This window comes from Flavobacterium olei (assembly GCF_039749035.1).
GTDB classification, from domain to species: Bacteria; Bacteroidota; Bacteroidia; order Flavobacteriales; family Flavobacteriaceae; genus Flavobacterium; species Flavobacterium olei.
Genome location: NZ_JBDKWC010000001.1, coordinates 176,116 through 189,928, shown reverse-complemented (window position 1 = coordinate 189,928; position 13,813 = coordinate 176,116). Strand labels below are relative to the sequence as shown.

At 38.4% G+C, this 13,813-nt stretch carries 7 protein-coding genes; 1 reads left to right on the top strand and 6 read right to left on the bottom strand.

The genetic code is table 11. The features are described from left to right. Positions 1-13: 13 nt before the first annotated feature. From ABEB31_RS00770 to ABEB31_RS00760, 3 genes are all read right to left on the bottom strand, one after another. A complete protein-coding gene (locus ABEB31_RS00770) occupies positions 14-6,208 on the bottom strand; it encodes a CheR family methyltransferase (protein ID WP_347049368.1) in 6,195 nt (2,064 codons plus the stop codon). Positions 6,209-6,232: 24 nt separating this feature from the next. After that, complete coding sequence (locus ABEB31_RS00765) at positions 6,233-7,351, bottom strand: chemotaxis protein CheB (RefSeq protein WP_347049366.1); 1,119 nt, start codon at positions 7,349-7,351, stop codon at positions 6,233-6,235. Positions 7,352-7,499: 148 nt separating this feature from the next. Then, the gene (locus ABEB31_RS00760) at positions 7,500-10,751 is read right to left on the bottom strand and encodes a CheR family methyltransferase (RefSeq protein ID WP_347049364.1); all 3,252 of its coding nucleotides are present in this window, start codon (positions 10,749-10,751) and stop codon (positions 7,500-7,502) included. Positions 10,752-11,313: 562 nt separating this feature from the next. Here ABEB31_RS00760 and ABEB31_RS00755 point away from each other — a divergent pair. Beyond that, positions 11,314-11,568: a hypothetical protein gene (locus ABEB31_RS00755; protein WP_347049363.1), complete on the top strand. Its 255-nt coding sequence runs from the start codon at positions 11,314-11,316 to the stop codon at positions 11,566-11,568. 85 nt (positions 11,569-11,653) lie between these two features. Here ABEB31_RS00755 and ABEB31_RS00750 read toward each other — a convergent pair whose 3' ends face one another. From ABEB31_RS00750 to ABEB31_RS00740, 3 genes are read right to left on the bottom strand one after another with little or no spacing between them, the layout of a single operon-like run. Further along, positions 11,654-12,016 (bottom strand): SPW repeat domain-containing protein, encoded by a 363-nt coding sequence (locus ABEB31_RS00750; protein ID WP_347049362.1) that lies wholly within the window; start codon positions 12,014-12,016, stop codon positions 11,654-11,656. A gap of 26 nt (positions 12,017-12,042) precedes the next feature. Beyond that, positions 12,043-12,582 carry a hypothetical protein gene (locus tag ABEB31_RS00745; RefSeq protein WP_347049361.1) on the bottom strand — a complete coding sequence of 180 codons (540 nt, stop codon included), beginning with the start codon at positions 12,580-12,582 and terminating at the stop codon, positions 12,043-12,045. Positions 12,583-12,600: 18 nt separating this feature from the next. Then, positions 12,601-13,755 carry a zinc-dependent alcohol dehydrogenase gene (locus ABEB31_RS00740; protein ID WP_347049360.1) on the bottom strand — a complete coding sequence of 385 codons (1,155 nt, stop codon included), beginning with the start codon at positions 13,753-13,755 and terminating at the stop codon, positions 12,601-12,603. Between the last annotated feature and the right edge of the window lie 58 nt (positions 13,756-13,813).

Genomic DNA, 13,813 nt, shown 5'->3' with positions numbered 1-13,813 from the left:
TTTATATACTTTTTTAATCTATAGGCAGTAAAATTGTAAATGTCGCTCCAACTCCCGGTACTCCTTCTGCTGAAATAGTACCATGGTAACGTTCAATTATTTTTTTGCATAATGCCAGTCCAATTCCGGAACCTTCATATTTATCAGCAGCATTTAATCGGGTAAAAGTATTAAAGATAGTTTGAGACTGCTCTGGCCTAAATCCGATACCATTGTCCTGAATTTTAATCTTGCAAAACCTGCCTTTTTGTTGATTCTCTATCAAAGCTACAATTTTAATTTGTGAAGGCTCGCTGGTTTTTGCGAATTTTAATGAATTAAGTATAATATTATAAAAAAGCTGATATATTAGAGTCGAATGCGCTTTAATAAATGGCAATTTTTCACTGACAATGGTTGCCGATTTACTTTCAATCAGTATTTCAAGATCGGTGCGGATAGCCATTATAATTTCGTTAAGATCGATTACTTCAAGTTCTTCCTCTTCGCTGCCCAGTTTTGAATAATGCAATACGCCATCTATCATTGCGTACATCCTTGCAGCTGCAATTTCTATTCGCATTAAATAAGATCTGACGTCTTCCGGAATTACATCGCTAAACTCTTCTAAAATTCTGTTATTAAATGTTCTGATTTTTCTAACAGGTTCTTTTAAATCATGACTGGCTACATGCGCAAATTGTCGTAAATCATCATTTGAGCGCTCCAGTTCTATTGTTCTTTCTTTTACCTGACGGGTTAATTCTTCGGTAAACTGTTTTTGTTCGGTAATGTCAAACATAACACCAACCATTCGTACTGCACGTCCGTCTTCGCTGTTTACGGTGCTTCCATAACCTTTCATCCATAATTCTGCCTGGTTGTCTGCCTTGATAATGCGGAATTCATCGCGGAACTCTCCTGCATTTTCAACCGCTTCCTGCAACATAGTCATAACACGGGCCTGATCTTCCGGATGTACAAACTGAATAAAAAAATGAGTATCTATTTTCTGATCTTCGGCTTTAATACCCAATATACTATAATGATTTTCATTCCAGCTTATAAGGTCCTGCTGAATATTCCAGTCCCAGGAAGCCATTCCGGCAGATTCCAATGCAATTCGAGAGCGTTCCTCATAAATGCGAAGCTGCTCTTGTGCCTGTTGCTGTCCGGTCATATCACGCGCTACCTTTACATATCCGGTTAATTCCGGATTGTAAATTGGCCTTACAATACCACTCATAAAAAAATGAGTACCATCTTTATGGCGATGCCAGCGACCGTCTTCTGCAATGCCTCGCTCGCGTGCGATCTGTAATTCTTTGTGTGGAATATTATCTGCCTGATCTTCCTCTGTAAAAATAATAGCGAAAGGCTTACCATGAACTTCCTCTGCGGTATAGCCTAAAATTTGCTCTGCACCGGTATTCCATTGGTCAATATTGCCGTCTCCATCGATGGTAATGATTACAAAATCTATAGCACTTTTCATCGTCACACGTAAGCGCTCTTCTGAATGTCTTAAAGCCTCTTCTGCTAATACACGTTTAGATATATCGGTAAAAATTACAGCTACTAAGTTTTCGCCCGCTCTTCCGACAGGAAATGCATAGAGATCGAAGTGGCGTTTGAGTGCTGTAGAATTTTCTTTGAAACGAAGTGGTTCGCCGGTTTTGGCTATACGTCCGTAGATCTCAAACCATTTATGTTCAATATCCGGAGCCATTTCAAGAATCGTTTTTCCGGTTGCATTTACCAATCCGTTGTTTTTTTCGAAAGCAGGATTTACTTCTATAAAGGTCCAGTTGTAAGGTCGTTCATTTTCATCAAAATGCACTTCTATAATACAGTAGCCTTCATCTATAGCATCAAATAAATGATGGTATTTTTCTTTTGATAATTGCAGGGCTTCTGCTGCATGCGCTCTGTCTACTGCTGTCCAGGTTCTTTGGGCAATGTCTCGCAGCAGTGTTATTTCGTCGGTAGTCCAATGACGCGGTTCGATTGTATTAACAACCAAAATCGCAGCAAGCTGTCCTGTTTTTATAAACGGAACTCCAATTCCGCTTTTGATCCCGCTTTTTTTCCAGAAACTTCTTTCCTTTTCGGTAAATCGTCCATCAGAATTTATATTTTCGATCGCAAGAAATTCATTTTTCGAAAAATAATCGAGCCAGTGCTTGTCAAATTCAGCTGTTGGAAATTTTTCCAGCGCACAAATTCCGTCAATGGTATACCCATGAGGCGCTCCGTTCCACTGTTCATTTTCGACTTCATAATAGCAGGCACTGTCAGCCTGCAGTACTGAAGCGCTCAATCTCATTGCGGCCTTTTTTATCTCCAGCGAATCGGTAAGAGGACGCAGTGTATCACTCAGTTCAAGAAGTGCCCGCTGTTTGTTTTCCTCTTTTTTACGCTGCGTGATATCATTAAATAAGACACCAACCATGTAATCTTCGGGATTGCCGGTAGGAAATGCATACACTTCGTAAAAGCATCCCAGTGCTTTTGCTTCATTCTCAAATCGTTCGGGCTGTAATGTTTTAGCAATTCTGCCGTAAATCTCAAACCAGATAGGTTCGTGGTCCGGATGAATTTCCAGCATTGTATGACCTACAGCATCATCTATGCCGGTATGTCTGTTAAAAGCTTTGTTGGCTTCGATAAAACGATAATCATACGGTTTTCCATTTTCATCAAACAGCATTTTTACTATACAGAAACCTTCATCTATCGAATTAAAAAGTTCGAGATAACGATCATTGGCTTTTTGAGCTAATTCGTCTTTTAGTCCAAGAAGTTCTCTTTCTGCTTTAATTTGTTCGGTAATGTTTCGGCTGGTCATGACCACTCCGTCATCCTGTTTAACCATTGCCTGATAAAACCAATTGTCGTTAAACTGTTCAGAGGAGTAATATTGTTCATGTTCCAGTGGTATTCCTGTTTCGGTAACCTGAACGAGTTTGTCAAAAATACCAGAGTCTATAATACCAGGATTTTTGGTCAGAAGTCTTTCGCCCACCACATTCTCATTTTCTTCGACTCCTTTAATATTCTGTACCAGCCAGATAAAATCTATGATTTTGCCGTCCTTATCTCTTACGGCTTTAAATACCTGGATTACATCTAATGAATTATCAAGTATGGATCTTAAAAATTCTCTGCCGGATTTAATTTCCTGTTCTGCTTTTTTAAGTTCCGTAATTTTTATTGTTGTTGTTACTACGCCATCATTCAGCTTAACGGCAGATTGCTGAAACCAGTCATTAAACTGTTCATGAGCATAATGGTGCTCTGACTGATTTGCCATTCCGGTTTCTACTACTTGCTTCAGGGTATCGAAAATGCCTTCTTTCACCACACCCGGATTAAGTGTCAGCAGACTTTGGCCAATTACATCACCGTATGTTTCTTCTGCCGCATGATTGTTCAAGATCCAACGGAAATCTACAATTTCGCCTTTGCTGTCTCTTACTGCCTCAAAAACCTGTATCATATCCGGTGAACTGTCCATTGTGGCTTGTAACAATTCTTGTTTTTGTTGAATTTCTTCTGCCGCAGTTCTATACTGGTCCCTGCTTATTTTAAGTTCAGCAGTACGTTCTTCAACCTGATGTTCGAGTTGCAGTCTGTATTTTTCTTCTGCGGAGCGCAGCGCTTCTTCTGCTAGTTTTAGTTCTGTTATGTTTACAAACGTGATAATTATACCATTAATACGGTCTTCATCTGTACGATAAGGCGTTAAACGCATCAAATAAACATTGCCGTCAATAGTTCTGACTTCCTTCTCAATTACATTGAGTTTATCGAGTACGCTTTCTGCATCTCGTTGTAATTCTTTATATTCGAGTTTGTGTGTGATATCGCTCAGCGGACGTCCGTAATCGGCAGGTATTAAGTTAAAAATACCTCCTGCAGCAGGAGTGTATAGGGCTACCCTGAAACTTCTGTCCAGAAATATAGTCCCGATATCTGTAGAATTAATGATGTTCTGCAGATTATTGCTGGCAATACTCGTTTCCTCAATTTTAACCTTTAACTCCTGATTAACCGTTCTGAGCTCTTCATTAATAGATTGAAGTTCTTCTTTACTGGTTTCGAGTTCTTCTGCAGCAGAACGTAATTCTTCATTCATCGCCTGAAGTTCCTCATTGGAAGCTTTCATTTCTTCCGCCTGAAAATCATGCTGTTCGTTTGCCGTGCGAAGCTGGATTTTGACCCTTATTAATTCTTCTTCCATTTGTTTGGCCAAAGGCTCATCAGAGGATAATAGAATCTCATGACCGCTTTCATTGCTGCCGGGTTCAAAAATAATCAATATAAAACCTTTGGCTGTATCTCCCGAACGCAGGACAGGGCGGACCTTAATATTAATGATTTCGGTTTTGTCTCCAATATTAACTTTTAATCCGCGTGCTTCTACGGCCGACTGTCTTTGTGCCGACTGATATAAGGCAGATCTTAGTTCCAGTCGCAGCTCTGATCGTATTAATTTCAGAAGATTTTTTGAAGGTTCTCCTCCTGAAATCTGCAAAAACTGACCTGCGCGCTCCGTCAGATGGAGGATTTCAAATTCTTCATTTATTACCAGAGAGGGCGGTGCATATTCTTCTAGTAGCTGCTGGTGCAGATCTCCGAAAGAAATGCGGTCGAGTATCTTTTTTTCTTTTTCCTGTGAGGTATCGTCATTTTTGAATTTTTCAAAATGAAGTGTTGGTGTAGATTCCGGAATAGGGTAAGAGCGTGGCGTAACCTGTCTTCTTTGAAAGATATGGTTTTCACGGTTATGTACAGAATATAAATCGCTAGCACCGTCTACAGATTCAGATGTGCCAAGAAATAAAAAGGCTCCCGGTTTTAATGCAAAATGAAAAGTTTCTATAACTCTTTCCTGCGCTACCTGATTAAGGTAGATCATCACATTTCGACAGCTTACCATATCCAGATGAGAAAACGGCGGATCTTTGAGAACATTGTGCGCTGCAAACATTATAGTTTCGCGTATCTCACGACGAATTCTGTACATATCACCTTCTTTGTTAAAGAATCGGCGAAGTCTTTCGTTGGTTACATCTGCTGTATCATTTAAACTATATAATCCTTCACGGGCATGTGCAATTGCTGCTTCATCAATATCGGTTGCAAATATCTGCACTTTTGGAGCATCTATCGCACCCAGCGTAATTTCGGCACATAAAATAGCCAGAGAATACGCTTCTTCTCCTGTAGCACAGCCAGGAATCCATATACGTACCTGATCTTCGCTGGTTTTGTTTTTAAAAAGCAAAGGCAGGACTTCAGCTTCAATAAGTTCAAAAGGCTTTTTGTCCCTGAAAAAATTAGTAACCGAAATTAAAAGGTCTTTGAGCAGTGAAGCCGGCTCATCAGGATTACTGTGAAGATAGGAAGCATAGGAGGGAAGGTCGGGAAGACCGCTGATGTTTATTCTTCTTTCAATTCTTCTCAGTAATGTCGGACGTTTATAATTTGTAAAATCATGACCGGTACGCAATCTTAGATGCGTAAAAATTTCACGTAGTGCCTGTTGTTGATCGTTTGTTCTTCTTTCGGGCTCGTCTATAATTTCTACTTTGCTGATGCTGTTTTTATACGAAATAATCTTTTCCGGAATCTTTGCAACCGGCAATACTTCGTCAACCATTTGAGTAGAAATCGCACTGCGGGGCATTTCGTTGAATTCTGCCTCGCGTGGATTTTGAACAAAACACGCGCCGCCTCGTTCTTTAACACGTTTTAATCCCATAGATCCGTTTGCACCCGTACCGGATAAAACCACGGCAATAGAACGCGGTCCAAATTCATCTGCCATAGTACGGAAAAAGATATCTACAGGCGCGCGACGCTCTTCCATCAGTACATTAGTGCTTGCCATAAGAACATCACCCTCTATTTTGAGATGTTTGTTGGGCGATACGACATAAATATGATTTGGATAAACCCGTTGTTTATCTGTAACCTTTGTGACCTCGAGTTTGGTTTCACGCTGTAAAACAGCAGTTAGTGCGCTGTCATGATCTGGCGAAAGATGCAATATTACGACATAGGCAATACCACTGTCTTCAGGCACGTACCTGAAAAATTCCTGAAGTGCCTGGATACCGCCTGCAGAAGCACCAATTCCTACAATTAGGAATTCATTCTGTTTGGGTTTCTGCTGTAACTGTCTTACATCTTTGCTATTGTTGTCAGCGTCGTTTTTTTTCATAGTATTTTTAACAATGAAACAAAGTTAACATTTAGTTTCATTTTTCACATCTTTCAGATTTTTTATATCAAACTGTAATTTGGCATTGCTTAACTGTTCGTAATTTTTTACTGTAATTCGCAATGCGTCTGCATGTGCTTCGGTTTCTTTTGCTTTTAAAAAATAAAGTGCGGCCATCTGCGACTTGTTGATTTCGGCAAGATGATCGCCAATATGATTCAGGAGAAATATGCTTTCATCAATTCCGGCTAAGGCAGTAAATAAATCATTTTCCACTCTTTCGTGAAGCGTCGCCAGCAGCGTGTCGGCAGAAAAAGCATGACCCGTGTGGCAGCGGTATCGGGAAAATCCTCCTTCTGTTATTTTGGCCAGTACGCCGTTGCATTCCGGGCATGTCAGAGGAGAAAGTTCGCCCATGGCAAAAGATTCCCGGGCTGCATTTTTATCACCAGCGGCAGAAAGCAATTCTGTTTCTGTTCTCTTATCTCGGATTATCGGATTTTGATTTTCATTTCTACTTTTGGAGACTCTGGCCAGAATACCGGCAATATCTGCCGCAGGAGCACAATAATCAACGGCAACTTCTCTTATAACACTTTGAGGCATAGAGGGTACTTCTGCATCACCGGGACTTTGTACCACAGCTATTCCGCCACTGTTTTTTATCCGCCACAATCCCACGGTTCCATCATCTAATGCTCCTGATAAAATAACTCCGATAACACGGTTTCCGAAATTATAAGCTGCAGATCGAAATAACGGATCTATAGCAGGGCGAAAGTGATTTTCTTTAGGACCGTGTGTCAGACGTATACTATCGTTCTGCAGAAGCAGATGATAATCCGGAGGCGCTATGTAAATCCGGTTTAACCGGATTTCTTCATTATCTTCGGCATAGGCCGCCGGTATATTATTAAGTTTACTAAGTACACCTGGCATAACTCCCTGAATTTCTGCTCCTGTATGCCAGACGATAAATATGGGAGGCTGAAAATTTGCAGGGAGATTTCGGATTATTGTCTTTATAACATCAAATCCGCCTGCAGATGCGCCGATTACGATAATAGGATGATCGGAGAGTTTTGCTCTGCTCGTTTTTGTTTCAGACCTTTTAACAGTTATCTGATTGGAGTTTTTAGCCATTTCTAATTTTATTAACGCAGCAGTTTCCTAATCCAAAAACAATTCATTTAATTAGTACACTTTATTCTAAGTAATGGCAGTCTCTTATAAATGAATATGAAATTGACGAATCAATGGAGTATTGATCCGTCAATTATAAGGATTTAAATTAGTTCTGACTATAATTTTCAATCAGTGAATTTTCTAAAGGCAGAAAAATATAGATAGCGGTACCTTCTCCCGGCGAACTTGACGCTTTAATAAAACCTTTGTGGTTCCATACAATTTTCTGCACCAATGTTAGTCCAAGTCCGGTTCCGTACTGCATATCATTACTTTCAAGTTTGTAAAACGGGTTAAAGATTAAAGTTTCAAAATTTTTGCTGAAACCAATACCGTTATCGATAATAGATAATTTAATATACTCTGTATGAGGCCTCATATCTATATTGTTAATTTCTTCAATATCGGTAAAGTTCAACTCTATTTTTATTTGAGGCTGCGTATCTTGTTTAGCATATTTTATTGCATTTGAAATGAGATGCGTAAAAAGCAGGTGCATCTGCCACGGAATAATATTCATGGGCGGAAGAGGATCTGCTGATATAATCGCTTTTCGCTCATTTATAATGTATTTAAGATCGTTAAGCGCTTTTTTTAATACAATATTCAAATCGGTTTTTTTGAATTTTTTTTCTGCAAAATTGATCTTAGAGAAGTTAATGAGATCTTCAATAAGCTGATTCATATTAACAGCAGTATTCAGGAGTCGGTTCACATTATGCTGAACAGATTCAGGCAATGATGAGTCGCTGTCTATGATTTTTTTTCCAAACATGTGAATTTTTCGAATTGGCTCCAGTAAATTATGACTGGCGGCAAGTGTAAAAGATTCAAGCTGTCGGGTTCTGTTTTCTAATTCTGCATTTTTATTTTTTAAGATTTCATTGCTTTGTTCCAGATCTGTAATGTCTTCCAGTGCAATCAAAATCATACCTTCAGGAATGGAATCCAGAATGTTAGCGGTATTAACCAGCATGATTTTTTTTCTTCCCTGACCCAGGTCAAATTCAATTTTAACATTTTCAACCGTCTCTTTTTTTCTGATTTTGTTAAGAATGGATTCCTTGATCTCGGGTGAATTCCATTGCGAATTTTCCAGTTCAAATATCGAAATTCCTTCTGTGTGTTCTTCCTGAGTTCTAAAATAATGATAGAATGCAGGATTTGCACTGCGCACAATAAAATTCTGGTCTATTATAAGCAAGGGTTCCCTGATAGTTTTTACAATCGATTCATAAAAATTTCGCATCGAAGAAAGCTCGTTTCGGCGATTTTGAAGTTCATCGTTCGTACAGGATAATTCCTCATTATTGGATAAAAGTTCTTCAGCTGTAGTCTCAAGCTGCTCATTTAACAACTGCAGTTCTTCTGTTCTTCTTAGTAATTCTTCATTAGTGGTTTGAAGTTCTTCAAAATAAATCTGCTGTTCCTCGTTTAATTGTCTGTAATCATCCTGAAGCGATAAGAATTCTCCGGAGCTTTCTCCTTTTTTATTATCAGTACGATCCAAAATTGACTTTCTGTAGAAAATAACCAGAAGTAAATCCTTGTAAGAAGGAAGATAAACAACCTCAAATGAAGTAAGAAACGATTGGTTTTTTACTGCAATATTAAGGACTTCAATATTTTTTTTCTCGCTTTGAACTTTTACGATTGCATTTTTCAATTCATTGCGCACCTCCTGATGCAGCATATTTATAACATTAAAACTTGGCGTCCCCGCGGGCGGCTGTAAAAATGGACTGGTATCGCCATGAAAATGGACAATTTCCAGATCTTCGTTTACTAAAACTGCTGCCGGAGAATAGTTTTCTAAAATTATGTCTGCCGTTATGGTTCTGTAATCTTTTTCAACAGAACGAGCGGGAGGAGCTGCGGTTTTTACTTTACTTTCTTCTTTTAAAAGCAGATTCGGTGTTAAGCGGACAGCTGCATCCTGGCGCATGAAAATTTTCTCCTGCTTTTCAACAGCAGAAAATAAATTCGGAATTGTAAGTGCTGTCTCTGCCTTTCCGAGAAATAAAAAGCCATTTTCCCGAAGTGCATAATGAAATGCTGATAATACTTGTCCCTGCAGTTCTGTATTAAAATAAATAAGAACATTGCGGCATACTATAAAGTCGATTTTAGAGAAAGGAAAATCTTTGGTTAAATCATGTACAGCAAAAATACAGGTATCACGTATCGCTTTATTAATGTAATAACCACTGTCTCTTTTAGTAAAATACGACGAAAGTCTTTTTTCGCTCACATTTTTCAAATCCTGAGCTGCGTATACGCCAGTTCGGGCTTTTTCAACGCATTTCTCAGATATATCTGAAGCAAAAATCTTAACTGCGATATCTGTGTTATCGGTCTTCTGTAAATATTCGTCCAGACATATTGCCAGCGAATATACTTCCTCACCGGTAGAGCAGCCAGCCGACCAGATTCTTAATTCTTTTCCTTTGATACTATCTATTAAAGCAGGAAAAACATTTGTCTGCAGACTTTCAAAAAATACGGGATCCCTGAAAAAGTATGTTACCGAAATCAGAAAATCATTAAACAATAAATCTTGTTCCTTTTTGTTTTCTTTTAGAAGATTAAGGTACTTTTCTGCAGACTCCTGTTTAGTCAGCACCATTCTTTTGGCGATTCTCCTGCGAAGTGTCTGCGGTTTGTATTTATGAAAATTGGTTTGGGTTCTTAAAGAAATTACCTCCAGAATATCCTCAAAAATCTTTTCATCAAATTGTGAAATGTCTTCTTCGACATATGCGTGATTCGTCTGATAACTATTTTTGATCTCAAGAAGCTGTAACGCCGCATTATCTGCAGTTGTAAAATAATCTATAAATTCTGCTATCTTATCATTATGAGAGAAACCGGCTTTATTAACAGCAGAAACTGCCGCTCCGCCAAGCTCTTTTAATTTCTTAAGACCTGCCGCTCCGTCAAGGGATGACCATGACAATAGCATACCAACCGCATAAGAACCGTATTTTTCTGCCAGAGCTTCGAAAAACAGGTCAAGGCTATTGGTTGGTTTAGTACTTCTGGTCGATGGTTTTAGCTGTAAAGTTTCGTTTTCCCACACCAGAAAATTACCTTGCGGAATAATATAAATATTATTTGGGTGAAGTTCTACCGTGCTTACGATTTCGTGTACGGGCAATTTGGCAGAGTCCAAAAGTAAATCAGTCAAATCTTCGTGCTGCGGAATGGCAAGATTTTCAATAATGATATATGCCATTCCCGAATCTTCAGGCAGATTTGATATAATTTCTTGTAACGCCTTAATTTCAGACGCTGCAGAAGCAATTCCTACAACCGGAAATATAGAGGTAATGTTGTTATTTAGTTCAGCGATGTTCATATCCTTCAATTTTAAATGTGCAGTTTTTAATACTGCTTAAAAAATAATGTCCCGAACCGATAATATAAGTTGTTAACTATTTATTATATAGCAAATTACAAAATAAAATACAGTAATCATATACTAATAAACAAAAAAAATCCTCCCTGCAGTTTTGCTGGAGAAAATAAGTATTGCACACTTAAAAGCATACGTGGAGGGATCTATAGTGAATGCTGAATATCACTTTCTCCTTTTTGTTACCTTATTAATTTATACTGAGATTATTCTTATATATGATTGATTATTTCATAATGATTATAATTTGAGCGGGAGGTAAATATAGAGGAACACCTCAAATTGTATTTATATAATTTTAATCGATTTTTTTATAATTCACATGTTGGTGTGGGCGATATACTATTGTATAAGCTTGTCTAATTTATGAATTTCAATTTTTAAAAGTATGAATTTAATTGATTCTCAATAATTTGGATATTGTAACATTGAAGTTTAATTCTGTAAGCAGACAACAGTATGATGTTATACTTTGCAATCATATTAATTATAAAAACTAAATGTTATGTTATTAGAAAATGAAAACACCGAAGGCCGCACGGCTAAAGCAATTGAGGAACAAACTTCAAAAATCCCTTCTGATTTATTTTTGTACGCTTCATTAGCGGCTATGGGAACTTCACTGGCATTAAAATGTATGGGAAGCAAACACAATGCCTTATTTGTAGGACAATGGGCTTCTCCGTTTTTACTTTTGGGTATTTATAATAAGCTTGTAAAACAAGACGGCCATGACGCTCAGGATAAACCTGGAAACTAATTTTATTTAAATATTTTTCTTTAAAGCAATAAAGCTGCTTCTTATATTAAAAGAAGCAGCTTTATTTTTTTTATTATAATTTTATCTAAGCTTTAATTGCTACTGCAGGTCTGGAATTAGTAAGAACCGCAGCCAGAATTTCAATTATTCCTAAAATCAGATGAGGTACATAAACCTGATCTGAAAAGTGAAAAATCCATGGCGAAAGCGCCAGAAAAATACCAGACATAAGATCCAGTACCAAATGGATTTTCATCGGAATTATTTTAATCAGTCCCAATTCATAACTAGTGAGAAGGCTGTAAACTATAGCAGCAATACCTGCAATGTAAAAAACATAGCTTTGCATCGCATTCATTTCAAAACTAAACAGCGAAGGCGCTGCAACAAGAAATATACCCATAATATAATCTAAATATCCATGGGTCTTAGTATCAATTGGTTTCATGATATAAAATTTTGATTAATAAAAACCTACAGTTGTGTCTGGCGCGATTTTTTAGAAGAGGAAAAAATTACCGCTAATGCAGCTCCCACGATCAGGACTTTTACAGCAGTTTTGATAAGGAATTTTTCCCTGTTGTATTTCCACTCCGATTTTAAGCCTATTTCTTTTGGAATATTAGGAACATGTCCTTTTGTAAAATCTTCCAGAATACCTTCCATCATATCTATTCGGTCCGCAAGCATGAGCGGCAGCCAGCGTCCGTAACTGGATTCGCTGTACATATAAGCAATTCTTCTTATCATGCCGCTTAATCCGGATGGCGGTTTTGATGTGCCGTAAACTGCTGTAAGGTTCGGTCTTTCTACAGATTGAAGTATTTCTACGGTTTCCTCCTGTAACTCCGGACGCTCCCAGGCATAGCCTTTGTGCTCATCGTCATTTCGCTTTTTGATAGGATATGTAGGGTCATTTTCTGTATTAATGTCAACTCCCCAACCTTTTATATGGTTGTGATTGCCTCGTCTTTTATTTGTAAAATCTTCCGGGTTTGTCTGATCTGTTATCATAATTGTAAAGTTTAAATATTAGCCCGCAGATGGCGGTACTAAAACAGTTTTTATACAGTTATCTAATTTGGATGAAAATATATGATACGCTTCACCCACTTCTTCAAGAGGAATGCGATGGGTAATTAATCCTTTTGGATTTAGAACTCCAGATTGTACGTGATCGATAAGTCTTGGTAGTAATCGTTTAACAGAAGCCTGATTGGCGCGAATAGTAATTCCTTTGTTCACGACATTTCCAATCGGGATCAAACTGTCGATCGGACCATAAACACCAACAATCGAAACGATACCGCCTTTTTTAACACCATTTATTGCCCAGTGCAATGCTGTTGTCGACCCGCCCTGAAGGAGAAGTCTTCTGCCGGTAAGGGTATTAATTGCGTTCCCGGCCGCTTCGCATCCGACGGCATCAATACAGACATCTGCACCAAGAGAATCTGTTATAGTTTTTAAAAACACCACCGGATCGCCGATCGAATTAAAATTAAAAGCTTCACATTGGGCATATTTCTCGGCAAATTCCAGACGATAATCTATATGATCTATTATGATCACACGTCCTGCTCCAAAAAGCCAGGAGCATTTTGCAGCCATAATTCCAATTGGTCCGGCCCCAAAAACTACCACTGTATCTCCAGGTTGAATACCACCCATTTCTGCTGCCTGATAACCTGTTGGTACAACATCTGTTAGAAGCACTGCATCATCAGGATCCATCCAGTCTGGTATTACAACAGGACCTACATTCGCGTAAGGAACACGTACATATTCGGCCTGACCGCCATCATAACCTCCGGCAGTATGAGAATAACCAAATATTCCGCCAACTGCAGTTGCTTCCGGATTTGATTCATGGCAATTCCCATATAATTCCTGACGGCAGAAAGCACATTTTCCGCAGGCAATATTAAACGGGACCATTACACGATCTCCTATTTTTACTTTATCTACTCCGGAACCTACTTCTACAATTTCTCCAATAAATTCATGACCAAATGTAGATCCGATTCGGGTATCCGGTACAAGACCATGATAGAGGTGAAGGTCAGATCCGCAGATGCAGGAACGCAGTACCTTTACAATGGCATCATCGGGATGTAAAATTTCAGGAATAGGTCTATCCTTGTCAATACGGACTCTGTGTGGCCCGCGATAGTTCATTGCTAACATATTTTTATTTATTTAAATTAAACTTCAGTAATCTTTATTGTTATTGTATCGGGCACCA

Coding starts and splice junctions, on each gene's coding strand:
- ABEB31_RS00740 (WP_347049360.1), bottom strand. CDS start 13,755: ATGTTAGCAATGAACTATCGCGGGCCACACAGAGTCCGTATTGACAAG.
- ABEB31_RS00750 (WP_347049362.1), bottom strand. CDS start 12,016: ATGAAACCAATTGATACTAAGACCCATGGATATTTAGATTATATTATG.
- ABEB31_RS00760 (WP_347049364.1), bottom strand. CDS start 10,751: ATGAACATCGCTGAACTAAATAACAACATTACCTCTATATTTCCGGTT.
- ABEB31_RS00755 (WP_347049363.1), top strand. CDS start 11,314: ATGTTATTAGAAAATGAAAACACCGAAGGCCGCACGGCTAAAGCAATT.
- ABEB31_RS00770 (WP_347049368.1), bottom strand. CDS start 6,208: ATGAAAAAAAACGACGCTGACAACAATAGCAAAGATGTAAGACAGTTA.
- ABEB31_RS00765 (WP_347049366.1), bottom strand. CDS start 7,351: ATGGCTAAAAACTCCAATCAGATAACTGTTAAAAGGTCTGAAACAAAA.
- ABEB31_RS00745 (WP_347049361.1), bottom strand. CDS start 12,582: ATGATAACAGATCAGACAAACCCGGAAGATTTTACAAATAAAAGACGA.